This is a genomic window from Pseudoflavonifractor phocaeensis (assembly GCF_016901955.1).
In the GTDB taxonomy this organism is placed as follows: Bacteria; Bacillota; Clostridia; order Oscillospirales; family Oscillospiraceae; genus Flavonifractor; species Flavonifractor phocaeensis_A.
In genome coordinates this window covers 31,682-56,899 of the sequence record NZ_JACJLC010000014.1, presented here as the reverse complement: position 1 = coordinate 56,899, position 25,218 = coordinate 31,682, and the positions used below count along the sequence as shown (strand labels likewise).

The 25,218-nt window shown below is 52.3% G+C and carries 26 protein-coding genes and 2 pseudogenes; 25 read left to right on the top strand and 3 right to left on the bottom strand.

What is annotated here, in order from left to right:
* Positions 1-126 precede the first annotated feature (126 nt).
* The 3 genes from H6B51_RS05210 to H6B51_RS05200 form a co-directional block, all read right to left on the bottom strand.
* Positions 127-2,394, bottom strand: a complete 2,268-nt coding sequence (locus H6B51_RS05210) for an EAL domain-containing protein (protein WP_204882674.1) — start codon at positions 2,392-2,394, stop codon at positions 127-129.
* 13 nt (positions 2,395-2,407) lie between these two features.
* On the bottom strand, positions 2,408-3,019 hold the full coding sequence (locus H6B51_RS05205) for a substrate-binding periplasmic protein (RefSeq protein WP_204882673.1): 612 nt from the start codon (positions 3,017-3,019) through the stop codon (positions 2,408-2,410).
* A gap of 208 nt (positions 3,020-3,227) precedes the next feature.
* Positions 3,228-3,983 carry a tRNA lysidine(34) synthetase gene (locus tag H6B51_RS05200; RefSeq protein ID WP_204882672.1) on the bottom strand — a complete coding sequence of 252 codons (756 nt, stop codon included), beginning with the start codon at positions 3,981-3,983 and terminating at the stop codon, positions 3,228-3,230.
* 222 nt (positions 3,984-4,205) lie between these two features.
* Between H6B51_RS05200 and rplM the strand changes: the two genes are divergently transcribed.
* From rplM to H6B51_RS05070, 25 genes and pseudogenes are all read left to right on the top strand, one after another.
* Positions 4,206-4,637 (top strand): 50S ribosomal protein L13, encoded by a 432-nt coding sequence (rplM, locus tag H6B51_RS05195; protein ID WP_204882671.1) that lies wholly within the window; start codon positions 4,206-4,208, stop codon positions 4,635-4,637.
* Between the two features lie 17 nt (positions 4,638-4,654).
* The gene (rpsI, locus tag H6B51_RS05190; RefSeq protein ID WP_204882670.1) at positions 4,655-5,059 is read left to right on the top strand and encodes a 30S ribosomal protein S9; all 405 of its coding nucleotides are present in this window, start codon (positions 4,655-4,657) and stop codon (positions 5,057-5,059) included.
* 454 nt (positions 5,060-5,513) lie between these two features.
* Positions 5,514-6,335, top strand: coding sequence for a ParA family protein (locus H6B51_RS05185; RefSeq protein ID WP_204882669.1), 822 nt, complete (start codon positions 5,514-5,516; stop codon positions 6,333-6,335).
* Complete coding sequence (locus H6B51_RS05180; protein WP_204882668.1) at positions 6,292-7,227, top strand: ParB/RepB/Spo0J family partition protein; 936 nt, start codon at positions 6,292-6,294, stop codon at positions 7,225-7,227. The genes H6B51_RS05185 and H6B51_RS05180 overlap by 44 nt, the downstream gene beginning before the upstream one ends.
* 12 nt (positions 7,228-7,239) lie before the next feature.
* Positions 7,240-7,515, top strand: a complete 276-nt coding sequence (locus H6B51_RS05175; RefSeq protein WP_204882667.1) for a DUF5720 family protein — start codon at positions 7,240-7,242, stop codon at positions 7,513-7,515.
* Between the two features lie 289 nt (positions 7,516-7,804).
* Positions 7,805-8,698, top strand: a complete 894-nt coding sequence (locus H6B51_RS05170) for a DUF6017 domain-containing protein (protein ID WP_204882666.1) — start codon at positions 7,805-7,807, stop codon at positions 8,696-8,698.
* A gap of 34 nt (positions 8,699-8,732) precedes the next feature.
* Positions 8,733-9,479, top strand: coding sequence for a BRO family protein (locus H6B51_RS05165; protein WP_118426136.1), 747 nt, complete (start codon positions 8,733-8,735; stop codon positions 9,477-9,479).
* Between the two features lie 95 nt (positions 9,480-9,574).
* Positions 9,575-13,381 (top strand): S-layer homology domain-containing protein, encoded by a 3,807-nt coding sequence (locus H6B51_RS05160; protein ID WP_204882665.1) that lies wholly within the window; start codon positions 9,575-9,577, stop codon positions 13,379-13,381.
* Positions 13,382-13,439: 58 nt separating this feature from the next.
* Positions 13,440-13,940 (top strand): PcfB family protein, encoded by a 501-nt coding sequence (locus H6B51_RS05155; RefSeq protein WP_118426138.1) that lies wholly within the window; start codon positions 13,440-13,442, stop codon positions 13,938-13,940.
* Positions 13,937-14,956, top strand: a pseudogene (locus H6B51_RS05150) (type IV secretory system conjugative DNA transfer family protein); the annotation flags it as partial. The gene H6B51_RS05155 and the pseudogene H6B51_RS05150, both read left to right, overlap by 4 nt.
* A 91-nt stretch (positions 14,957-15,047) precedes the next feature.
* Positions 15,048-16,928: a recombinase family protein gene (locus H6B51_RS05145; RefSeq protein ID WP_204882664.1), complete on the top strand. Its 1,881-nt coding sequence runs from the start codon at positions 15,048-15,050 to the stop codon at positions 16,926-16,928.
* A 26-nt stretch (positions 16,929-16,954) separates the two neighbouring features.
* Positions 16,955-17,308: pseudogene (locus tag H6B51_RS05140) on the top strand (TnpV protein).
* Positions 17,309-17,431: 123 nt separating this feature from the next.
* Positions 17,432-17,605 carry a helix-turn-helix domain-containing protein gene (locus tag H6B51_RS05135; RefSeq protein WP_204882663.1) on the top strand — a complete coding sequence of 58 codons (174 nt, stop codon included), beginning with the start codon at positions 17,432-17,434 and terminating at the stop codon, positions 17,603-17,605.
* A 52-nt stretch (positions 17,606-17,657) separates the two neighbouring features.
* A complete protein-coding gene (locus tag H6B51_RS05130) occupies positions 17,658-18,176 on the top strand; it encodes a DUF6518 family protein (protein WP_204882662.1) in 519 nt (172 codons plus the stop codon).
* Positions 18,177-18,211: 35 nt separating this feature from the next.
* Complete coding sequence (locus tag H6B51_RS05125) at positions 18,212-18,685, top strand: RNA polymerase sigma factor (protein ID WP_204882661.1); 474 nt, start codon at positions 18,212-18,214, stop codon at positions 18,683-18,685.
* A complete protein-coding gene (locus H6B51_RS05120) occupies positions 18,682-19,344 on the top strand; it encodes a zf-HC2 domain-containing protein (protein WP_204882660.1) in 663 nt (220 codons plus the stop codon). The genes H6B51_RS05125 and H6B51_RS05120 overlap by 4 nt, the downstream gene beginning before the upstream one ends.
* Positions 19,345-19,452: 108 nt before the next feature.
* On the top strand, positions 19,453-19,983 hold the full coding sequence (locus tag H6B51_RS05115) for an FtsX-like permease family protein (protein ID WP_204882659.1): 531 nt from the start codon (positions 19,453-19,455) through the stop codon (positions 19,981-19,983).
* Positions 19,984-21,246: a hypothetical protein gene (locus tag H6B51_RS05110; RefSeq protein ID WP_204882658.1), complete on the top strand. Its 1,263-nt coding sequence runs from the start codon at positions 19,984-19,986 to the stop codon at positions 21,244-21,246.
* Positions 21,233-21,913 carry an ABC transporter ATP-binding protein gene (locus H6B51_RS05105; RefSeq protein WP_204882657.1) on the top strand — a complete coding sequence of 227 codons (681 nt, stop codon included), beginning with the start codon at positions 21,233-21,235 and terminating at the stop codon, positions 21,911-21,913. Before H6B51_RS05110 ends, H6B51_RS05105 begins: the two co-directional genes overlap by 14 nt.
* Positions 21,900-22,307, top strand: a complete 408-nt coding sequence (locus H6B51_RS05100; RefSeq protein WP_204882656.1) for a hypothetical protein — start codon at positions 21,900-21,902, stop codon at positions 22,305-22,307. The genes H6B51_RS05105 and H6B51_RS05100 overlap by 14 nt, the downstream gene beginning before the upstream one ends.
* Before the next feature lie 528 nt (positions 22,308-22,835).
* Positions 22,836-23,249 (top strand): RNA polymerase sigma factor, encoded by a 414-nt coding sequence (locus H6B51_RS05090; protein ID WP_204882655.1) that lies wholly within the window; start codon positions 22,836-22,838, stop codon positions 23,247-23,249.
* Between the two features lie 103 nt (positions 23,250-23,352).
* Positions 23,353-23,805, top strand: coding sequence for a sigma-70 RNA polymerase sigma factor region 4 domain-containing protein (locus tag H6B51_RS05085; protein WP_204882654.1), 453 nt, complete (start codon positions 23,353-23,355; stop codon positions 23,803-23,805).
* Between the two features lie 10 nt (positions 23,806-23,815).
* Complete coding sequence (locus tag H6B51_RS05080) at positions 23,816-24,277, top strand: RNA polymerase sigma factor (RefSeq protein ID WP_204882653.1); 462 nt, start codon at positions 23,816-23,818, stop codon at positions 24,275-24,277.
* The gene (locus tag H6B51_RS05075; RefSeq protein WP_204882652.1) at positions 24,274-24,813 is read left to right on the top strand and encodes an RNA polymerase sigma factor; all 540 of its coding nucleotides are present in this window, start codon (positions 24,274-24,276) and stop codon (positions 24,811-24,813) included. The genes H6B51_RS05080 and H6B51_RS05075 overlap by 4 nt, the downstream gene beginning before the upstream one ends.
* Entirely contained in the window at positions 24,753-25,049 is a 297-nt protein-coding gene (locus H6B51_RS05070; RefSeq protein WP_204882651.1) for a DUF3847 domain-containing protein, read from the top strand. Before H6B51_RS05075 ends, H6B51_RS05070 begins: the two co-directional genes overlap by 61 nt.
* Positions 25,050-25,218 lie beyond the last annotated feature (169 nt).

The window sequence follows — 25,218 nt, the reverse complement described above, 5'->3', positions numbered from 1 at the left end:
CTCCTGATGTGAAGTCTTAAAAAACTGACTGTCAGCTTTTTGAGTTTTGGGATATTGTCTCACATTTTCGAGGGATACGGAAGGTGGGTGGTCGTTGAGCGCTTACCAAGGATCGCCGTCTTGCCGTCACAGCTCGTTTGAGACCGCCGGGGCCGGGCAGAGGTCCCGCCGAATCAGAAACCGTGTCAGGAACGTCCTGGCTGGAACGGGCCTGCTGTAGTAATATCCCTGGCCGTAGTCACAGGACATGGCCCGCACCAGATCCTCCCCGGCCTTAGTCTCGATGCCCTCGGCCACAGTCTTGATCCGCAGCTTTTTAGCCAGGGCCAGCACAGCGGCGAGGACCTCGCTCTGGGCTCCCTTCTGCTCGTTGACCACATCCATCAAAAACATCCGGTCCAGCTTAAGTTCGTCGATCTTCAGCTTACCCAGGGTGCTCAGGGAGGAATAGCCGCTTCCAAAATCGTCCATGGAAACCCGGAATCCCACGCCGTTCAGCCGCAGGATGGTGCGGTTCAGGGCGGCAACGTTTTCAAAGGACAGCCCCTCCGGAATCTCCAGAATGATATACCGGGGGGAGATCCCGTACTTCCCGGTGATAGCCAGCAGCTTATCCACATAGCCCTCATTCATAAACAGGGACTTAGTCTGGTTCACCGAAATCACAATAGGAGGTATGCCCTGATCCATCCAGCTCCGCAGCAGACTGCACACATGCTCCACCATGTACAGATCCAGTTGGCTGCAAAACCCGTTTTCTTCAAACAGAGGGATGAACTGGTCGGGACAGATCATCTCTCCGTCCTTCGGCAGCCAGCGGACCAGGGCCTCCGCCCCATCCACGCAACCGGTACGCAAATCGATCTTGGGCTGGAGATAGACCTGAAACTCTTCCCCGGTCAGAGCGGTGTGCATATGGGTCTCGATATAATACCGCAGCCGCTCCACACGGTACAGGGGCTCGTCAAAGATATATACGGTACGGGCATTGATCTGCTTTGCGTGGGCCAGGGCCACCATCATATAGTTGATATTGGGGTCTACCTGGTAGGGCGAGGGGGACTCCTTCGTAAATACCGCTCCGGAATAGAGGGACAGGGGATGGCCGTTAAGCTCAGTGGGCGCCGTGCCGGTAATTCGGGAGAAGAGCGCCTCAGTCCGGGCGATCAGTCGCTCAGGAGAGGATACCTTTAGCGCCATGAAAAAAAGGTCTGCAGAGGGACGGCAGAAAAACTCTCCGTCCTGTATCCCGGACTCCAGGATGGTCTTGATCTTCAGCAGGATATTGTCAGCCTGTTTGGTACCGTAGGTATCGTTAATGTACTTGAATCCCCGGATATTAAAGGCTACCAGGGCCATGGGCTCCCGCCGGGCGCAGCAGTCGGCCAACAGCTTGCGGAAGTATGCCTCGTTATAGGCGCCGGTGTTTTGATCGTACATTTTTATGTACATCAAGCGGTTTTCCGCCAGCAGCGCCTTGTATCGGATCTTCCGGTTCCGAAAATAGATGAGAAATGCGGCCACCAGGAGCAGGAGCACCAGGGAAAAGCCCAGAATGACAAACCGGTTGGCCTCCAGCCATTCCAGTGGGGTATACTGGATATCGTCGCCGGAATAGCGGTAGAGCATAGCCTGCCGGGTATCGCTGCTGAGGGAACTGGCATACTGGTTCAGCAGGGCCACGAATTCCGAAGAGACACTGTCGGTAACGCCCACGGTATAGGAGAAATTTTTGATGTTGGCCCAGTCCACCACCACCTTGTCATAGACGGCCTCTTTCCGCAGGTAGTAGGTCAGGGAGTAATAGTCCGCCCGCACGCCGTCGTTCTCCTGAGCCTGGATCTCCCGGAGCGCCTGCTCGGTATTGATCTGGAAGGGCAGATCGGCCCCGTGCTCATGGGGGACGGAATTGGCGCAAGCTGTAACGCTGAAGCTGTTGAAAAAGGGAACCGTAAACCTGACATGCTCCAGGGAAGCCAGACTGGAGTTGGAGGCCACGCAGGCCACCAGATCCACCTGTCCTTCCTCCACCAGCGCCAAGGCCTCCTCGTAGGTGTCCACCACCACTGGCTCATATTGCAGACCGGTGGCCGCCGCGAACCGGTTCAGGTACTCTACCGCGAAGCCGGTCAAGGTCCCCTTCCGCACATATTGATAGGGCGCGTCCCCGGAAAAGAAGAGCACCTTCAGGGTACCCAGGGAGGAAATATAATCCCGGTGCTCCTGGGAGACCAGGAAGCTGTCGGTGTAGGTAAAGTAGAGGTCGTACAGCTCGTTCTGCAAATTGGGCTGGGCAGTCTGGAGACCCTGCATGGCTACGTTGAGCTCCTGAAGAAGGGCAGTCTGGCCGTGGGCCAGAGCAAAATAGTAAGGAGTAGGTGAAAATCGCCCCACTACCCGAAAGTCCTCAGAGAGAGATGTCAGACTGGATAAGCGCGTCGGCCTGGCCGTCTTTCACCGCCTCGACCATCTGATCATATCTGTCGTAGACCGTGAGTTGATAAGAAAAATCGTTGACGGTGGCGTAATAGTCAAACTGGGAGATCTGGTCCTGGTTGCCGGCGTAGGCGGCCACCAGGATACCATCCCAGTCGGAAAAATCCTCCTGGATCCAGTCGGGGTCCTCCTTCAGCACCGCCAGGGTGGTGTATCGGGTGCCGTAGCTGTAATTGGGATAGAGAAAAAGCTCTTCCAACTGCGAATTGCGGTTCATGGTGCCCAGCATATCGATCTCGCCCCGCTGAAGCATGTCCATCAGGGTCTCCAGCTGGGCGTTCAGATCGCCCTCTACCTGTACATATTCAATATCCCAGTGGGTAAACATGGTAAGCTGGTGCAAATAATCCACCAGGTAACCGGCGTAATTACCGTGTTCATCAATGTAGGAAGTGCCGGATTGGATGGGAAAGCCTACCCGAACCACTTGGTCCGACCGGCTGTTGGCGGCACGGACGCTCAGACTGCCCCAGAGCAAAAGCACGATGAACAGGATGGAACACGTCTTTTTCAAATGCGGCATCTGCATATTCGCCTGACTTTCGTCCTAAAGACTAAAATAATGGTATAGATACTATATTCTATTTTACTCACTCTTCTGCAAAAATCAAGGGACAGTCCACCGCCGGAGACACGGTAAGAGACTGCCACAGCATTTGTGGCAGCCTCTAAATCATTGCTATTTGCATAGGCGCGGCCCAAACCGCACCCGCATTCCCTTCACAGTTCTCTTACCCTTCGGGCAAAGGCACCCGCCGGTGCTCCACCGGTCCCCAGGCGGGAAGGGGCAGGCCCTGCATTGCTCCGAATACCCGGCTTTTCAGGCCGGGGTACTGCTTGTCCAGGGTGCGGATGAGCTCCTTGACCTCCTGCCGCTTGGTATACCCGTCGGCGGGACAGGGGTTGAATACCACCGGTAAGTTGTTGCGCTGGGCTGCGTTGCGGATGAGGCCCTCCCCGCAGTAGAGCATGGGCCGGATCTGGCTGATGCCCATCCGGTCCAGCCAGGTCACCGGCTGAAAGCAGCTCAGCCGCCCCTCGTAAAACAGGGAGAGGAAAAAGGTCTCCACCGCGTCGTCAAAGTGGTGGCCCAGGGCGATCTTGGCGATCCCCCGCTCCTTGATGGCGTTGTGGAGGGCCCCCCGCCGCATTTTGGCGCACATGGAGCAGGGGTTCTTCTCCTTTCGCAGGTCAAAGATAATGTGGTGGATCTCCGAGGGCAGCAGGGTGAAGGGCACCCCGATCCGCTCACAGTAGGCCGCCACCGGGGCGAAGTCCATCCCCTCTCCCCCGTCTACATGGCCCATGTCCAGGGTGTAGGCCTCCACGGTAAAAGGCTTGGGGTAAAACTCCTTCAGCCGGGCCAGGGCGGTGAGCAGCACCAGGGAGTCCTTCCCTCCGGACACTCCCACCGCTATCCGATCTCCGGCCTGGATCATGTCGTAATCCTCCACACAGCGGCGGACATAGCTCAGGATCTTGTTCATAGGCACCTCAAAATTCAAAAATTGAAAAAGAGAAAATCAAAGCATCAGCGAGTATACAGGCGAAAACAAGAGCATTCTCTTTTTCCGCTGAAAAAAATCAGAAAACATGTTGACACTTTGGAACGACGGTATTATAATACAAAACGCTCCAATCGTAAAGATTGGGGCCTGTATTCTGTTTAGACATATTTTTTAGATAACATCAAAATTGGAGGTTTCACCATGTCCACTTTTATGGCCAACAAGGGGAACATCGTCCGCAAGTGGTATATCCTCGATGCGGCCGGTAAGCCCCTGGGCAAGACCGCTGCCACCGCCGCCACCCTGCTGCGGGGCAAGCACAAGCCCGAGTATACCCCCCACGCCGATTGCGGCGATTTTGTCGTGGTCGTCAACGCCGAGAAGGCTGTCCTCACCGGCAAGAAGCTTGAGCAGAAGTACTACCGCACCCACTCCGGCTGGGTGGGCGGCCTGAAGGAGACCCCCTACCGCCTGCTGATGCAGCAGAAGCCCGAGCTGGCCATGCGCGTGGCCATCCGCGGCATGATGCCCCGCAACATCATCACCAAGGATTCTCTGTCCCGCCTGCACATTTACCGCGGCGCTGAGCATCCCCACAACGCCCAGAAGCCCGAAGCCTGGGCCGCCAACTAAGCAGGAGGTACAAAGGAATGTATAAGAGCAAGAAGCCTTATCTGTATGGCACCGGCCGCCGGAAGTCCTCCGTGGCCCGGGTGCATCTCTTCCCCAACGGCACTGGTGCTATCACCATCAACGGCCGGGACATCGACGACTACTTTGGCCTGGAGACCCTGAAGCTGATCGTGCGTCAGCCTCTGGCCACCACCGACACCCTGGGTAAAGTGGACATTGAGACCACCGTCATGGGCGGCGGCGTCACCGGCCAGGCCGGCGCCATCCGCCACGGCATCGCCCGCGCCCTGCTGCAGGTCAACCCTGAGTACCGCGCCGCTCTGAAAGCCGCCGGTTTCCTCACCCGTGATCCTCGTATGAAGGAGCGCAAAAAGTACGGCCTGAAGGCTGCCCGTCGCGCTCCTCAGTTCTCCAAGCGCTGATTCAACCTCAAAAGTGTTCAAAATCCCCGAAAACCATTGGTTTTCGGGGATTTTCGTGTCTGAACGGTTTGATATGGTTTGACGCAATTTGACCGAGCGAAGCCTCTTTTAACCCGTTTTCTATGGGTTAAATGGTGGACAACCACCCCAAAAAGAGGGCTTATGGGTTAAAAAATAGGACAACCGAGACGCGATTTGGGGCTGCCAAGGGAATGTTTATTTATACATCTCCAAGATACCTTTTTCGTGAAAACGGTTTGTCTGAATCTGACCTAATTTGAACAAAAGAAAATAAATCTAATCGCCAAGCGCTCAGTATTTTTTACTGGGCGCTTTTGGCGTTTCCGGGGCATTTTATTCCGGGATCAGAAAAAGCCGTCACTTTCTTTTTTTGAAGTGGCGGCTTTTTCTATTTCCAGAAGCCATAGAACAATTCAGAAATGAGGTGAAGTTATTGAACACGCAAATCATCGCCATTGCCAACCAGAAAGGCGGCGTTGGCAAGACAACCACCTGCGCGAACCTGGGGATCGGGCTGGCGCAGGCCGGGAAGAAAGTGCTGCTGATCGACGGGGACCCGCAGGGCAGCCTGACCATCAGCCTGGGCCACCCCCAGCCGGACAAGCTGCCCTTTACCCTGTCCGACGCAATGGGCCATATCCTGATGGACGAGCCGCTACGCCCCGGCGAAGGTATCCTGCACCACCCGGAGGGCGTTGACCTGATGCCCGCCGACATCCAGCTCTCCGGCATGGAGGTCTCCCTGGTGAACGCCATGAGCCGTGAGACCATCCTGCGGCAGTATCTGGACACGCTCAAGGGACAGTATTCCCATATCCTGATTGACTGCCAGCCCTCCCTGGGTATGCTCACGGTCAACGCCCTGGCCGCCGCCAACAGGGTCATAATCCCCGTTCAGGCGGAGTATCTGCCCGCCAAGGGTCTGGAACAGCTGCTCCAGACCGTAAACAAGGTGAAGCGGCAGATCAACCCCAAGCTCCAGATTGACGGTATCCTGCTGACGATGGTGGACAACCGCACCAACTTTGCCAAGGAGATCGCCGCTCTGCTGCGGGAGACCTACGGCAGCAAAATCAAGGTGTTCGGCACCGAGATTCCCCATTCCGTCCGGGCCAAGGAAATCAGCGCCGAGGGCAAGAGCATTTTTGCCCACGACCCCAATGGCAAGGTAGCCGAGGGGTACAAAAATTTGACCCAGGAGGTGATAAAACTTGAAAAGCAGCGCGAAAAAAGTAGAGCTGGCTCCATACGATGACTTGTTTTCCACCGAGGAAAGCCGCCAGGATGCCAAGCTGGAAAAAGTAAGGGAGATCCCGCTGTCCGAGTTGCATCCTTTCAAGAACCATCCCTTCAAAGTCAAGGATGACGAGGCCATGATGGAGACCGCCGACAGCGTTCGGCAGTATGGTGTTCTGGTTCCGGCGATTGCCCGCCCGGACCCGGAGGGCGGCTATGAGCTGGTGGCCGGTCACAGGAGACACCGGGCAAGTGAGCTGGCCGAGAAAGAAACCATGCCGGTCATTGTCCGGGACCTGGACGACGATGCCGCGACCATCATCATGGTAGACAGCAACTTGCAGCGGGAAAGCCTGCTCCCCAGCGAGAGGGCCTTTGCCTACAAGATGAAGCTGGAGGCCATGAAGCACCAAGGGGAACGATCCGATTTAACTTGTGCCCAAGTTGGGCACAAGTCAGATGGAAAGAAGTCGCGGGATATTTTGGCCGAGCAAGTTGGTCAGAGCAGAAATCAAATTCAACGCTATATCCGCCTGACGGAGCTGATCCCCGAACTGCTGGATATGGTCGATGAAAAGAAAATTGCGCTCAATCCGGCTTATGAGCTGTCTTTCCTCAAAAAAGAGGAACAGCGGGACTTGCTGGACGCGATGGACAGCGAACAGGCTACCCCCTCTCTCTCCCAGGCCCAGCGGCTCAAGAAATACAGCCAGGAGGGGCATCTGACCCTCGATATGATGCGCGTCATCATGGGTGAGGAAAAGAAAAGCGATCTGGACCGGGTGACTTTTACCACTGACACCCTACGGAAGTATTTTCCCAGGAGCTACACACCCAAGCGGATGCAGGAGACCATCATCAAGCTGCTGGAGGGTTGGCAGAAAAAGCACCAAAGAGACCTGGAACGATGAAAGGAGCCGCCTATGAGGGATTTTTCAGCCCGTGAGCTGAAAGGGCATAACATTCTCGCCGTGGAGCGTTTTCAGGACGACACCCGCTGGATGATCGAGTTTTCCATCCTGCGTCCCTGCTCCTACGGTAGTCCCGGCGATGAAATGCGGCTGTTTCTTACCGAGGACGGGTATCAGGCCGCTCTCGCCAGTCAGAGAGACCGGGAAATCAAAATCAAGCGGTATGCTCATGTGATCGAGGGTCATGTCCTCGATTTCAAACCGGGCAAGCGCCGCCGCCACCTGTAAACCCATCATCACTACGAAAGGAAAGGAATGAATATGTGTACTGTCCAGAACATCAAGGACGCCATCCGGGAAAGTTGTCAGTCCCAATTTAACATGGAATCCACCGATATTGACCGGGTTTTGCAAACCCTCCCGTTTTCTCAGGAACCGGGACCATTTTCTAAGCCGAAATCGCAAAGGCCGCTGTATTGGTTCCACGCAAGAAAATATGAAAAAATGTAACTGCCACAATTCTTTTTACAGGATTGTGGCTTTTTTCATGCCCTGAGATCAGGAAGGAGTGAAGTCAATGGCGGTCTTTCGGATTGAAAGAACCCGCGACTATACGGTAATGAGCAATCATCACCTGCGGAACGAAAAATTGTCCCTCAAGGCCAAGGGACTGCTTTCCATGATGCTGTCCCTGCCGGATGACTGGAACTATACCACCCGTGGCCTTGCGAAAATCTGCAAGGAGGGCGTGGACGCCATCGGTAATGCGCTGCGGGAGCTGGAAACCGCCGGTTACATCGTGCGCCACCAGCTGCGGGACCGGCAAGGACGGATCAGCGACACAGAGTATGTCATTTATGAGCAGCCCCAGCCCCGGCAGCCTGGAACACCCCAGCCGGATATGGCGGTACCGGATACGGCTTCACCAGATACGGAAAACCCGTATCTGGATAAACCGGATACGGAAAAGCCCGCAGAATTAAATATAGAGAAATCAAATACTCAAAAACAAAATACTCATGGATCAAGTACCGATTCCATTCCCTTCCGGGAGACGGCGGCGGTAAGACCGCCGGAACGGAAAGGAAGGGATGCGATGTCTCTCGCAGAGATGGAAAGCTATCGGGATTTAATTCTGGAGAACATTGAGTATGACTATCTGCGTCAGGAGGTTGACCCCTACCAAGAGAACCTGGACGAGATTGTGGAGCTGATGGTGGAAACTGTCTGTGCAAAGCGGCAGACCACTCGGATTGCTGGCAGCGACTTTCCCCATGAGGTGGTTCGCTCCCGATTACTGAAGCTGGATAGCGAGCATATCCGTTTTGTCATGGACTGTATGCAGAAAAATACCACGGAAGTCCGCAACATGAAGCAGTACCTTTTGACCGTCTTGTTCAATGCGCCCACCACTATCAGCAATTATTACACCGCACAAGTGAATCACGACATGAACGCAGGCGGCTGGTAAGAGCCGCCTTTTCTCATGCCAAAGGAGGTATGACATGAATCAAATGGAAATTTTCAAAAGCCCGGAGTTTGGGTCTATCCGGGTCATCGAGGAAAACGACAAATACCTATTCTGCGGTTTGGATGTAGCAAATTCGCTGGGATATAGCAATCCCCGCGACGCAATTATCCGCCATTGTAGGTGCGTCGTGAAACGCGACGCACCTCATCCGCAAAGCCCTGACCGCAAAATCAGTATGACTTTCATCCCCGAAGGTGATGTGTACCGCTTGATCGTCCACAGCAAACTGCCCTCTGCGGAACGGTTTGAACGATGGGTGTTTGACGAGGTGCTACCCATCATCCGCAAGCACGGAGCCTATATGACCAAGGAAAAGCTGTGGGAAGTAGCAACTTCCCCGGAGGCGCTGCTGAAGCTCTGTTCCGATCTGCTGGCTGAAAGGCAAGAAAATGCGGCGCTGCGGGAGAAAAATACCATGCTGGAGGGCAAGGCCGCTTTTTATGACCTGTTCATCGACCTCAAGCACAGCACCAATCTCCGTACCACTGCCAAAGAGCTGGTTGTGCCGGAGCGCCAGTTTGTCCGATTTCTACTGGAACGGCGATTTGTTTACCGCACGGCATCCGGGAATGTACTTCCTTACGCCAAGCCCTCCAATAATGGCCTGTTCTGTGTCAAAGACTACTGCAACCACGGGCATACCGGTTCCTACACGCTGGTAACGCCCCAAGGCAAGCTACATTTTGCCCAGCTGCGGGACAGCATCCTGCTGGTGATATGATGACCCGTTATCTTTTGCGGCGGCTGGTGGTCCCGCCTTAGCCACTCACTCGAACTGATTTGCTTTGAAAAATTTGATGATAGGAGGATAACGCTATGAAACCGAAAAAAACTATGAAATCTGTTGTGGCGCTTTCACTGGCTGTACTGACATTATTCTCCGCTCTGCCCACAGCCTTTGCCGCCCAGCAAAACAGCTACCATGATCCGGCTGACCATTGGCAGGAGGCCAACAACCGAACCAACGAGCTGGATGCCAACGCCACCGTGACCCATGAAACTTTCACCTGTGGAGAATGCGGACAGGCAACTTCATTTTTAGCCTTCCGCACTCCTGAATATACCCGTGATGGACAGACGGCTATGACCCGAAATGTCCGCTATTCGGATGGCACGATGATCGGCGGCGAAGGGAAAGGCTCTATCCTGGACGGTGTTCCTGGTAAGGATGCCTACTATACCGGGTATCACTGGACCAAAGCAGTTTGTGAAACCTGCGGCGGAATCAATACCAATATGGGCAAAACCGACTACTGCTATCAGAACAATGTGTACTGGCTGTACGACTGCGCCAGCAACTTCTTTGAGGAATTGCCGGAAACAAAGACCATTGAGCAATCAGACAGCAGTTACCATCGTGTGACCATTACCAGCGGTGAATACTGCGGGTTCTGCTACGGCACCTACAAGGAAACTTCCTCCTCCCTGGAGCGACACAACATGGAAACGGCCATTCGGCCCGAACTGGCCCATGACCGCTTTGTGGAAATGGATACCTGTGCCGACTGCGGATATGCTGAAACCGACTATACCGCCGCCAAGTCTGTTGTGGCGGACTATTTCGGCGTGGTAGACGGACAGCCCCACACTGTTACTGTATCCGATCTCTCCGAGGCGGGCGTTACCACCGCCATCCGCTACGGCCATAGCGCCGACGCTTGCACCCTGACCAGCGCCCCCAATTACACCGAGGCCGGAGACTATGCGGTGTACTATGAGATCACCTACACTTTCCAGAACACCGACATGGTGGAGGACGGCGTGGCCTATGTCCATCTGCGTGACGAAAGCACCGAGGAAACAGAAGGTGACGGCACCTGCGGCGAGGACCACAACTGGACGCTGCTGGACAGCGTGGACCCCACCTGCCTGACCCTGGGCTATGACCGCTATCTGTGCGTAGATTGCGGCAAGATCGAAAAGCGGGACTATGAGGCTGCCCTGGGCCATGCGTTCCAGCGTGTTGTTATCCGGGACGCCACCTGTGAAACCACCGGAAAGGTTCTGGAGATCTGTGAGCGGTGCGGCACCGCCCAGGAAAGCACCACTCCCAAGGGGGAGCATGAGTTCTCCACCACTGTTGTCCCGGCCACCTGCACCAGCCCCGGTTATACCCTGCGGGAGTGCGCTGTCTGTGGAGAGCGCCACATTGAGGACATCACGGCGGCCCTGCCCCACAACTATGTTGCCAGGACCACCCCGGCCACCTGTGAGGGCGGCGGCAAGACTGTCCATCTCTGCGAGGGCTGCGGCAGTTCCTTTGTCACCGACTACACCGACCCTCTGGGCCATAGCTGGGACGAGGGTGCTGAGATCACCGGCTCCACCTGTACCGGCGAGGGCATGATCGAGTATCGCTGCATCCGCTGCGGCTATCACCGGCTGGAGGGCGACCCAGCGGCGGGCCATGTTCCCGGCGAGGCGGCCACCTGCACCGCGCCCCAGCTCTGTACCAAGTGCGGCGCTGTGATCGTCAATGCCCTGGGCCACGACTACCAGAAGGAAGTCACCGAACCCACCTGCACGGAAATGGGCTACACCACCTATATCTGCTCACGCTGCGGCGACACTTACAAGGGTGACTACACCGATGCCGCCGGACACAAGCCCGGCGACTGGATCATCGACCAGCAACCCACCACTGACAGCGAGGGCAGCAAGCACAAGGAATGTACCGCGTGCGGCGAAACCCTGGAAACGGAAGAAATCGAGAAAATCTACAATCAGGCCACCACGGACAGCAAGGGCGAGGCCGTTGTGGGCGGCTATCTGGTGATCGTCACCGATACGGATAGCAAAAACCCCGTTGCCGGAGCCACGGTCACGCTCCATGAGGACGAGTCCCTGTCCATCCGTCTGCCCTCTGGCCGCCTGCTGGACTATGCCGACCAGACCACCATCCAGGTTCAGCTTGTCAAGGACAAGTCCCCTGTGGCAAGCATGGGCATTTCCGTCACTGACCGCAACGACAATTTCAGCAGCGGAAAAACCGACGCTGCCGGTCAGATTACCGTCCCCAGCACTACCGGTACCACCAATGGCGATGGCAATGCTACCGTAGGCTGGGAGGACGCTGACGGCAACCGTCATACCCTTACCGTCAAGGTGGAGCGCACCGAGACCGGGCGGCCCATTCAGGGCAGCGAGGTCAGCATGGGCAGCACTGGCAACATCACCGTGAATCTGCCGGAGGGACAGGACATGGACGCTAAGAACCGTGTCACCATCACTGTCACCGACAACGAGAAAGCCCCCGAACCTGACAAAACCGTAATTGTCAAGGCCGATCTGGGCGGTACGGCTCAGGGTCAGACCAATAAGGACGGCAAGCTGACAGTCCCCTCTGTGGATAGCGCCTACACCGATGAAAGCGGCACCGCCGTGGTAGGCCAGTACACCGTGATTGTCACAGATACCGAAAAAGCCCCCATCAAGGGTGCGCTGGTGACGCTGCTGCCCGGTGAGGACGATGAAGCGGATGCGTTTACTGTCCTGCTGCCGGATGGCCGCCTGCTGGACGGCAACGACCAGACCGTAGTGACGGTGCTGCTGCCCAGCACCGATCCTGCCAAGGGACTGAATGTGGAAGTGTCCGATTCCAAGGACAACCACGCCGCCAGAGACACCGACAAGAACGGTCAGATTATCGTCCCGCAGGCCACCGGCTCTGCTGGTGAGATCGTTGGCACGGATACCGGTAACGAGGATAAGTCCAACACGGTCAATGTGGATGTGACAGATCAAGACGGCAAGCCCGTAGATGGCACACAGATTGCCGTGGACGAGGACGGTACAGTATCCGTCACCCTGCCGGATGACTTTGATTTTGACGAGGACGGCCCTGTGACCGTCACTGTCACAGACAATCAGGGCGAGGCCAAGCCCGATGTATCCGTCACCGTCACCGATGGCACCGGCACCACCGCTGCCGGTGAGACAGGAAAGGACGGCGCTGTTACGCTGCCGGACGAGTACCACTTTGCTTATATCGTTGGCTATGTGGACGGAACCGTTGGGCCGGACCGCAACATGACCCGTGGAGAAGCTGCCACTGTATTTGCCCGGATTCTGGCAGAATACCGTGGGGATTCGCTGGAGGATGGCTATACCAGCAAATTCCCGGATGTTGCCGCAAACGCATGGTATGAGGACTATGTGGCATATTTGGAAAAGCTGGGGGTAGTTGTTGGCTTCGATGACGGGAAATTCCACGCTGAGACCAGTATCACCCGCGAACAGTTTGTCACCATGTGTGTCCGTCTGAACGATTGGATGGCACTTACTATCTATGAGAGTGAACAAGCTGGATTCCCGGATGCAACAGGCAGCTGGGCTGCGGAGTATATCCATACCGCCACTCGGAATGGCTGGATTGTAGGCTACCCGGACGGCAAGTTCCACGGCGAGGATGAAATCACCCGCGCTGAGGTAGTTACGATCATCAATCGGATGCTGGGCCGCACGGCGGACGAGACCTTTATCCGCCGTAACGAGGACAACCTAATCACTTTCAGCGACCTTCAGAATCCCCACTACTGGGCCTACTATGACTTGATGGAGGCTGCCAACGGGCACACGATTGTGTCTGGCGCTGAGGAAGAAGCCTGGCATAAAGTAAAGTGAGATTGCCAAAGGGCGGCCTATCAGGGCCGCCCTTTGGTGCAAAGTGAGGTGAAATATAATGCAGGAAGAAGTGGAAAACAGGACTTTGACGCTGGTTGTCAGTGGCTCCAAATTCACCGGCAGGCTGTTCAAATCTGCCATCACCAAGTACCTTGCCCACCGCAAGGAAAAGAAACTGCAAAAGCAGAAAAGCCGGGATACCCCCGTGATTCCCCACGGCAAGCAGACGGTGAAGCAGCTGATCGGCCAGAACCAGGGCGTTTCCAACATTGAGATCACCGACCCCTCTATCAAGGAGTTTGAGAAGATCGCCCGGAAATACGGCGTGGACTATGCGGTGAAGAAGGATCGCAGCAGCTCCCCGCCCAAATACCTGATCTTTTTCAAGGGCCGGGATGCGGATGCCCTGACCGCTGCCTTTACCGAGTACACCGGCAAGAAGGTCAGAAAGGCGGAGAAATCCGAGCGCCCGTCCGTGCTGGCAAAGTTAAGCCAGTTCAAAGAGCTGGTGAAACACGCCGTCGTGGACCGGAACAAGCGGAGGGAGCTGGAACGATGAAAAAGCAGCTGGACATCAAGAATCTCCTTTTGCTGAACCTGCCGTATATCCTGATGGGGCTGTTCGCCACCAACTTCGGGGAGGCGTGGCGGATGGCCGTGGGTGCGGACGCTTCGGCAAAAATGCTCTCGTTCTTCTCTACGCTGCCGGTGGCGCTGGCCAGCTGGTGGCCCAGCCTGCACCCCCTGGACCTGCTGGTGGGCCTGTGCTGCGGCGCTGGCCTGCGGCTGGCGGTTTATCTCAAGAGTAAAAATGCCAAGAAATACAGGCATGGCATGGAGTACGGCTCCGCCCGATGGGGAACCCATGAGGACATCGCTCCTTACATCGACCCGGTGTTTCAGAACAATGTGATTCTGACGAAAACCGAGAGCCTGACCATGAACAGCCGCCCCAAGGACCCAAAAACGGCGCGAAATAAAAATGTGCTGGTGATCGGCGGCTCCGGTTCCGGCAAGACCCGCTTCTGGCTGAAACCGAACCTGATGCAGATGCACAGCTCCTATGTGGTGACAGACCCCAAAGGCACCATCCTGGTGGAGTGCGGCAAAATGCTCCAGCGCGGGACGCCCAAGCCGGGTAAGGACGGCAAGCCCATAAAGGATAAGCACGGTAAGGTCATCTATGAGCCGTACCGGATCAAAGTCCTCAATACCATCAACTTCAAGAAATCCATGCACTATAACCCCTTTGCCTACATCCACTCCGAAAAGGACATCTTGAAGCTGGTCACAACGCTGATTGCCAACACCAAGGGCGAGGGCAAGGCCGGGGACGATTTCTGGGTCAAGGCGGAAACGCTACTGTATTGCGCTCTCATCGGGTACATCCACTACGAGGCCCCGGTGGAGGAACAGAATTTCTCCACCCTCATCGAGTTCATCAACGCGATGGAGGTCCGGGAGGATGACGAGGAGTTCAAAAACCCCGTGGACCTGATGTTTGATGCGCTGGAGGCGGAGAAGCCCAACCACTTCGCCGTCCGCCAGTACAAGAAATACAAGCTGGCTGCGGGAGATGTATGCTCTAAGTGACTTCTTAATCATGGTTTTTGTCATGGTTAGTGAAGCAGTCACTTAGAGCATTTTCATTTCAGGAGGTACAGCCATGAGAAACGAGAAAATCACCCCTCTGTATGAGCGTTTGAGCCGCGACGATGAGTTACAGGGCGAAAGCAACTCCATATCGAACCAAAAAAAGATGTTAGAGGACTTCGCACGCCGGAATGGGCTGCCGAACCCCACCCATTTCACCGATGATGGCGTATCGGGAACCCGTTTTGACCGCCCCGGATTTCTGGCGATGATGGAGGAAGTCGAGGCCGGACGGGTGGAGGCCATTGTTATCAAAGACATGAGCCGCCTGGGGCGTGACTATCTAAAAGTCGGCCAGGTTATGGAGATTTTGCGGCAGCGCGGCGTCCGGCTGATCGCCATCAATGATGGTGTGGACAGTCTGAAAGGCGATGATGATTTTACCCCGTTCCGCAACATTATGAACGAGTTTTACGCCCGCGACACCAGCCGGAAAATCCGCTCCGTGTTTAAGTCCAAAGGCATGAGTGGCAAACACCTGACCGGCACCGTCATTTATGGCTACCTGTGGGACGAAAAACGGGAACACTGGCTTGTTGACGAAGAAGCCGCCGAAGTAGTGCGACATATTTTCGCGCTGGCGATGGAGGGCTACGGCCCCTATCAGATTGCAACCAAGCTGTCAGAAGAAAAAATCGAAATGCCCGCCGTTCACCTTGCCCGCTATGGCGAGGGAGTGAACAAAAATAAGACCTTTGCGGATATTTACCGTTGGAGTGCCTCTACCGTTGTTGAAATCCTAAAAAAGCGTGAGTATTTAGGTCATACGGTCAATTTTAAGACCCGCAAGCACTTTAAGGACAAGAAAAGCCACTATGTTGACGAAAGCGAATGGACGATTTTCGAGAATACCCATGAGGCCATCATCGACCAGGAAACCTTTGACAATGTGCAGCGTATCCGGGGAAACGCCAGACGCTACCCGGACGGCTTTGGGGAGGCCCATCCCCTGACCGGTCTGATGTACTGCGCCGATTGCGGCGGCAAGATGTATGTTCACCGTACCTACAACGGTAAGCGCGTCCCGCAGTACACTTGCGGCCAGTATGGGAAGTACCCTATCGGCTCCCTTTGCCCTACACAGCACCGTATCAAGGCCGAAGCTGTTCTGACCCTGATTGCCGATATGCTCCGGGCCATCGCGGAGTATTCCAGGAATGACCGGGCCGAGTTTATCCGCACCGTCCAGGAAACGCAGGCCGCCCAGCAGACCGCCGACATCTCCAAGAAGCGGAAACAGCTGGCCGCCGCCCAAAAGCGGGCCGGGGAACTGGAACGGCTGATTTGCAAAATCTATGAGGACAACGCCCTGGGTAAGCTGCCGGATGCCCGGTATGAGGCTCTGGACGCACAGTATGCCAAAGAGCAGGACGCTCTCAATGCGGAAATCACGGAACTGGAAAAGGCTGTTACCGGCTATGAGCAGAGCCGGAAATCTGCGGAGAAGTTTATTGCCCTGATTGACAAGTATGAGAATTTTGACACGCTGACAAACACCATGCTTAACGAGTTTGTAGAGAAAATCCTTGTCCATGAGCGCGCCCGGAAAGGCAGCCAGGACACCACACAGGAGGTTGAAATCTACTTCAATTTTGTGGGCCGGTATATCCCGCCTGCCTTGCAGCCGGTTCCCCTGACCCCGGAGGAACAGGAAGAACTGCGGAAGAAGGAGGAACGCAAGGACAGGCTTCACCAGAACTACTTGCGCCGCAAGGCTAATGGCAAGCAGAAGGAATGGGAAGAACGCTACAACGCCAAGCGCAAGGCGAAAATGGAGGCGGCAAAGGCTGCGATCCGGGCCGAGGACATGGCAAAAGGCATTTTTATCCCTGTCAGCCAGTTACCCAGGCAGGAGCCGCGCAAGGCCGCCTTATCGGCCAGCGCCGCAGTTTAACCATCATAGTGCAAAGGAGGACGAACATGAACAAATTGACTTACACCCGCTGCGGAGATTACTACATCCCCGACCTGAAGCTGTCCGAGCAGCCGGAGGCCCCCATCGGCAAGTATGGCCGTATGCGGTAACGCTACCTGAAGGAACACCGGCCCGGCCTTTACAGCAGCTTGATTTTGAGTGAAAAGCTGTACCCGCACCTGTTGGAGATTGACCGGGCGGCGCGTGAACGGATGGACGTCATGTTGCCCCGCATGATGGAGGCGGCGGGCGTCACCGAGGAATTGAAAGCCCGTGACCCTATGCGCTGGGTGGGGCTGATGAACACGCTGAAAGCACAGGCGGAGGAAATTGTGCTGACAGAGCTGATTTATCAATAGCTCTTTTACAAGCGGAGGCTGCTATTTGCGGCCTCTGTCTGTTTTTACGCTTTCGACATATCTTCTGCCTTGTGTCCTTTAAGCAAATGAAATATAATAAAAAATGTTGTCAGAGGTACAAATATGGACTACATGACACTTAAAGAAGCAAGCGAAAAATGGGGCATTTCGTCTCGTCAAGTCAACTATTACTGCGTTGAGGGCCGTATCCCTGGCGCTGTGAAGATAGCCGGTGTTTGGCTGATACCCAAAGACGCGGAGAAGCCGATTGACGGAAGAAGAAAGAATATCTTATAAATGATTGTAACGTTTTTCAATATCGTTAGTCTTAAAAGAAAGGAGAGTGCAAATGAGCCTATTTAGTCATATCAGAAAATCCGAGCAGCCTATTCCTCTATCCAAAGCAATTCTCCATACTGCCATTATTACCTGTTTAGGACTAATGACGGGAGTATTGATTAAGCTGCTCGATATTTATACTACTAATCTCGGAAATATTTTTTCGCAAGTATCTGTTTGGATTTTTCTTTGCACATTGATTTCCGTATATAGCAATTCCGCTATAAGAGCCGCGGTTAATGTATTTGGTTTTTGCATGGGAATGTTATTAACCTATTACATAACAGCAGAAATGACGGCAAGCGTTTATTCACTCACCTTTGTTTATGGGTGGACGATATTCGCTTTATTTTCTCCGCTTATGGGATTTTGCGTTTGGTACTCGAAAGGGAAAAGCTGGGTTTCAAGGATAATCTCTATTGGAATTATTATAGTAATGCTTGTGGCTTCAATCGTACTGTTTGATAAAATCAGAGTATCAGACATTCTATTTGCAGTTTTAACAGGCTTCATCTTATTCAAAAAATAAGGCTATCAAAAAGATAAAGAAAGCGAGGTGGTGGAGTGAAAGACTTTGAAAAGATATATTCGGAATACTTCGATACAGTATTTCAATATACACTTTCCCTTTGCAAAGACGAGGCATGGGCAGAGGAACTCACTCAAGAGGCTTTCTTTAAGGCTCTAAAAAATATTGGCACTTTTCGCGGGGAATGTAGATTAAGTGTTTGGCTTTGCCAGATTGCAAAAAATACATTTTATACAGAGGTCAAACGGCAACAAAGACAAACTGACTATCCTTTAGATACTATCCCGGTTACTGAAAACATAGAGCAGCAATTACTCAATAAAGAAACTGCTTTTGAACTTCACAGATTGCTTCATCGGTTAGACGATCCCTATAAAGAGGTATTTTGGATGCGTACTTTTGGTGAACTCTCCTTTGCAGAGATCGGAAGCCTTTTTGGAAAATCTGAAAGCTGGGCGAGGGTAACTTATCATAGAGCAAAATTAAAGATTAAGGAGGGCATAAAATGAAATATCCTTGTAGTTTGATACAGGACTTATTGCCCCTATACCATGACGGGGTTTGCAGCGAAGAAAGCAACAAAATTATTGAAGCTCATTTGTCGGAATGTTCTTCTTGTAAGGACTACTACAATTCTCTTTGTGAAGCAGATGAAATCTTTGCGGCTCCACAAAATGCCGAGTTGGAAATGAAAAAAGCAGCGTCTTTTCGCTCGATAAAAAGAAAAATACGCAAAAAGCAAATATTTGTTGTTGTACTCGCATTTGCCATATTTGCGGTCGTATCTTTTTCGATTGTCGGCCTTTTGAAAAAATCCGAGCAGGTAATTTCCTATAAGGATAATATCTCTGTATCAATGGTAGACGACAGCTTGATCGGCAGATTACAAGGCAATCAAGCAAATTATCTTAAAATAAAGCAAGTGGAAATCGAGAATAACGGGCAGAAAGACACCTATTTGTTCTTCTATCTGTCGGGAACAAAGTGGGACGATATTCTTACAAACGATGATGTATTTTCCGAATATGTGTTATGTGCTGCTAATAAGGGTGCAGAACGCATTGACCGTGTGTTTTACTATACAGGGGATTATACAGGAATAGAAAGCATGGATATAGGTGATTTGCAGAAAATAATTGACAATTCCGTTTTGCTTTGGAGCAAATAGTAGTTCATATCAGAGATTGGAAAGTGGCGCACAAAAAAGTGCGCCATTTTTTTTGTAACGAATTGCAAGTTGCGTAGTCATAGAGAAAAGAGGAAAGAGAGGTTTACTATGTTTCAGAAATTAAAGCGGAAGTGCCGCCCTACCACAATCTTATTAGCAATAGGCTTTTCCATTTCCATAATGTCCGTATTGGTCGGCATTAGCGCAACCAATGATATTCTAACGTCTTTAGCAGAAGCCGATCAAGAAATCCCCATATTTAATACCATGCAAAACACAGGGATTTCCCTTGCACTCTCAATTTATCTGTTTTCGATTGTGAATTGCCTTGTGGTTACAAACTATTGGATTATTACGAAGCGTCGAGACATGGCAATCCGTAAAGCGTTCGGCTGGTCAAATTATAACCTCATTTGCGCGGTGGTATCAGAAATGGCAGAAATATTGCTTGTCAGCCTTTGCATAGGGTTTCTTTTAATCGAGGTGTTTTCACGCATGACAGAGGGTATCATATCCATTCATATAACACCTTTTTTCCTATGTGGTACGCTTCTGCTCTTGCTTTTTACATTGGTGATTTCCGTTATCATTCCTGTTATTCGCATTTTGAAAATACACCCAGCGGAGGCGATTTCATAAATGAAACTTTTAAGATTATCTATCAAGGAAATTAGAAAAAAGAAGTTTTTTTCAATATTGATATTACTTGTATGTGTTATTGCTATGCAGACGGTTCTATCTGCTATCACAAATGCGACCAGCGCAGCTTATCAGCAAAAAATATTTGAAAGCAATATAGGCGTTGACATGGAACAGGTATTGCACTTGGATTACCAATATACAGAAGAAAGCCCGGAGTTTGCAAATGTGATCCGGCAATATCTTGACTATATCAAAGAACTTCCGGGCGTACAAGCAGTAGGCCAGTTTGACGCAACAGGTATGTATTTTTCCGAACTCGAAAACATGGACGAATATAGAGCAATCAATGGTGAGTTATTAAAAGGTCAAAAATACGAAAATTATCCGGGAATATCACAGCTATTGAGTATCGACGAAGAAATGTTGTCATTTGTCAAAGGCGGTATTACAGAATATGCAACTACTACAAGCGGTTTGCTTCCTCTCTATGTAAGCGAAATATTCAAGGACATTTTATCAGAGGGGCAGATACTTACCGATGAGCGCACAGGAGATCAGTACGAAATTGTTGGGTATATTCCCACAGGTGCAAAATGGGTTGAAGAAGATGATTTAATCCGCTTTCCCTTGATTTCATTAAAAGGCTGGTTTATTGCTCCTTTTACGGAGCAAAGCCGTAATGATATTATGACGCAGCTTTCTTCTTTGCATAACACCTATATACTCCTTTCCGATAGTGCGGATATAAATTTTCTTAAAGAGCAGATTTCTACATATCCGTTACAACATGGATTTGAAGCGTCGGCTATGCTTTTATCGGACGAATATAAAGTATATCAGTCAGAAACAGCAACATTTACTATACGGCAAATGATACTTGCGATTTTTATTTCTATTATGGCAATTAGTTCCGTTGTTGCAGTATTTACTACCAATGCTTTATTGAAGAAAAAACAATATGGCATTTGGATTGCAAACGGCTTTACTCTCTCCGATATAGCGGCTGAAATAGCTATTGAAATATTCATCATCATTTTCTGTTCGGGTATTTTTGCTTGGGGAATGAAATGGATAGAGTTTGCTCGAAGTACAGATCTATTCAAAACTGTTTTGCTAACAGCGCATATCAGATACACGCTTCCAATCTGTATTGTACTTACTTTTATTTTGACGGGAATTGCAGCGTTAATTCCTATAACAAAATTATTGAAGTATCAGCCTTGCGAGTTGATAGGAGGAGATACAAATGACAACGATTGAATTAAAAGACATAACAAAAGAATACAGGAGTGATGAAATTATTACTCCGGCTTTGAAAAATATCAGCTTAAAAATAGGCACTGGTGAGTTTGTAGCGATAATGGGGGCTTCAGGCTCCGGCAAGACAACATTATTAAACATTATAGGCTGCATGGACGTTCCTACCAGTGGTACATATTTGCTTGATAACGAAGATTTAGGGGGTGCAAAGGAAAAACGCTTATCTTCCATTCGCGGCAAAAAAATATCATTTGTCTTTCAAAACTTTGCCCTTATCGGGGATTATACCGTATTGGAAAATGTAGAAATCCCATTGATAAAGCAGCCGCTATCAAAAGCTGAACGAAAGAAAAGGGTCTTATCTGCATTGGAACTTGTAGGCATATCTAATTTAGCCAAAAAGAAACCGTCGAATATATCCGGCGGTCAGAAGCAACGAGTAGCAATCGCAAGGGCGATTGTATGCGGAGCCGAAACAATACTTGCGGACGAGCCAACAGGCGCATTAGACAGCAAGACAGGAAATGAAATTATGCGAGTATTTTCGGAATTAAACAACATGGGAAAGACTGTCATTCTTATCACACACGATAAAAATGTTGCGTCATACGCCAAAAGACTAATTACCATTCAAGACGGGAGGATTTTAAGTGATGAAGGAATATAAAAAAATCGGAGTTTATTTACTTGCTATTTGCCTTATCTTTGCTCTTACGGCCTGTAATGACAGTGAAGCCGACGAGTTTACTTCTTTACGAAGTTTTGAATATCACTTTATCCCCGAAGAATATGAGGAAGAATATAGCGAGTATGAAAAGGTGATTACGCTTGAAGCCGATACAGATTATCAATTCAAAGTAGACGCAACTTGTGAAAGTGGGACAATAGAAATCAGTCTTACCTATGAGAACGCGGAAGAAAAAATGTATATCGTCAATTCCTCTGCTCCATGTAATGATAAAATAAACATTCCTGCAAATACAACGGAAACAGCTTGCTTTTCGATCACTATTGTTCCCGAAACCAAAGGTGATGTTGCAGTAGAAGTATTAACGCGATAATAGTAGATAATCGGGCAGTTTATTCACTAACCGCTGTTTGAACTTTTGGGGGACAAAACAAAGAAACATAATAATTTAATAACCTGCCGGACGACGGCAAAGAAAAAAAGCCGTCGTCCAGCAGGTAATCGCCATGCCCTAAATACACCTACGGCGGCTTTGAGAAAATCAAGGCCGCCGTTTCTTATGCCCTCGACAAAGGAGTGACGCCCATACGCTGACACGGCGGCTTTAGGAGGGAGCCGCCATGAAGCACACTGACCGCCGACAAATTCAGACGATGTTTGCACTACCGTCAAAAAAAGCCCAGCCACCGAACCGGCCCCGTCTGGCAGCCAGTGCGAAAATTGTCACAATGTAACTGAATATCGTGTTTTTTGCGCTCGAATAGCTTCATGCTGTCCGAGCGTTTTTTCATACCTATGGGGCCGGAACATCGGGCCAACATGGCCCGAACCTTGTCCCCGGTGTCGTTCCCCGCCGCCCCGTTCAGATTTTCCCGCAAAAATCTGAACGGAGGAAAGGCCGATGGAAGTCACCATCAATTATAACGGACAAGCTGTGGCCGTGGAGGTCACGCTGGAAGTCTATGAATTTCTTGACCGGGCCGACCACAAAGCCGAGAACCTGTCCCATGAGCAGCGGCGGCATTGGGATGGCCGGGAGTTTGACGAATACATAGTTGCCACCGAGGGCGTGGGTATCTACGGCGAAACGCCGGAGGATTACCTGTGCCGTATGGAAACGCTGGGCGAGCTGATGGCCGTCCTGGACACCTGCACCGAGGCCCAGCGCCGCCGGTTCCTTCTTTATGCCCTGGACGGTTTGAGCTATGCAGAGATCGGAACGATTTGCGGCTGCTCAAAGTATTCTGTTCGGGACTCCATTATCGCGGTCAGAAAAATTTTCAAAGATTTTTTTGAAAACAGGCCCCACGAATGACCTGTTTTCGGGCTACCAAGTGAAAGGGATTGTTTCCCTTATCCCAGCGGGAGGCGGACAGCGGACAAGCTGCCCGCCTCTCCCATTTTCAGGAGGTAAGCCTATGAAAACAATCAATCTGCGGTGGATTTATCCCCACTACCGGCATGACGAGTTTGTGGAGGTCAGCGATGAGGTTTGGGAAGTCATGCGGCAGGCCCAGCGCGAGATGAACAACTATGAGCGCCGGAAGGTCTACCACCGCGCCTGGTACTCTCTGGACGCATATAGCTGGACAGAGAACTATGCGCTGGAACACAGCAGATCGCCGGAGGAAATCCCTTTGGAGCGCGAGGAACGGGCCGCCCGCCTGCGGCTGGTTGCCGCCTTGCCGGAGGCCCTGACCCATGCTACCCCTACACAGGCCCGCCGCGTCCGGGCCTACTACATCGCCGGTATCAACCAGCCGAAAATTGCCCGGATGGAGGGCGTAGACAGCAGCAAGGTCAGCGTTGCCATTCGGCGGGGCCTGCGGAATATGCGCCGCTGCTATAACTGCCTTTTCCCGGCAGAGTGAGGGCGGGCCTATGCAGACGATCAACCTCAAGCAATATTACCCGTTCTGCACCGAGGACACCTTTGTGGAGGTGTCGGATGAAATCGTTGAAGCGTTCCTGCTGGACAAGCGGGCCGAGGCCGCCAGGGAGCGCAAGATGTACCGCTACAAGGCGTTTTACTCCCTTGACTGCGATGATGGGATTGAGAACGCCGCCATTGGCTGGGCACAGCCATCACCGGAGGATTGCCTGATGGAAAAGGAGGCGCAGGCCGAATATGCCGAACTGCTCCGGCGGCTCTATGAGGCCATTTCTTCTCTGACCCCAACGCAGGCCCGGCGCGTCCATGCCCGGTATATGCTGGGGATGAAAGTGAAGGACATTGCCGCGATGGAAGGTATTACCCCATCCCAGGCGGGGAAGTCCATCCATGCGGCGCTTCGGCGGCTGCGCCGGTACTTCATACACCGGAAATGGACAAGCGGCCTATGAAAACCATCAATCTGAAAAAATACTACTACCCGATTTGTAAGAAAGACACCTTTGTGGAAGTGCCGGACGAGGTGGCAGACGCCATTGTAGAGAAAAGCCGCGCAGAGGAAGCCAATGACGCCAAGCAGCACTATCACTGTTACTCTCTGGACGCATCCCCCGGCATGGAAAACCATTTCCCGGAGCAGGCCGTTTCCCCGGAGGATATTCTGATGGAGAAGGAAACGGAACGGGAACAGGAGGCCGCCCATGCCCTGATGATGGAACGGCTCCGGGAGGCCCTTGCCACCCTGACGCCCCGGCAGGCAAGCTGCCTGCACGCTCGGTTTTGGGAAGGCAAGCAGTTTAAGGAGATTGCAGAAGCCGAGGGCTTTACCACATCGGCGGCCATTGTCACGGTACGCAACGCCATCATCAAGTTACAGAAATATTATATCAAGCGCGGCTGGATGGAGCCGCCAAAGGAGAAAGCGATATGCACAAAGACCACACCGCCCAAGAGAAACCGAAAAAGGACGAGCGCGCAGAAGTCCTGAAGGAGATCCGGCAGCTTGAGAACCGCCAGAAGATTTTGGAGAACAAGCAGCGCAACGAGGAACGCAAGGCCCGCACCCGCCGCCTGATTGAGCGCGGGGCCATTTTGGAGGGCATTTTCCCTCTGGCCCCAGACCTTTCCGGCGTGGAGGTCAAGGCGTTCCTGATTGCCCTGTCCCATCTTCCGGGGGCGGCGGAACTGGCCGCAAAACTGCCGAAATCCGGGGACAAGCTGTAAGTCCCTTGTTTACAAGGGCGCACTTATACACCGTTGCCGGTGTCGTGCGCGCGTCGTCGCAAAGTCCGCTTTGTTCCGTTTCCGCCTTGCGGCGAAAACTGCACACGCTCCCTTGCTCCTCCTTTCCCCACAAAAACCGCTCCGCTGGGTTTCCGTGGGGGCCCCATGT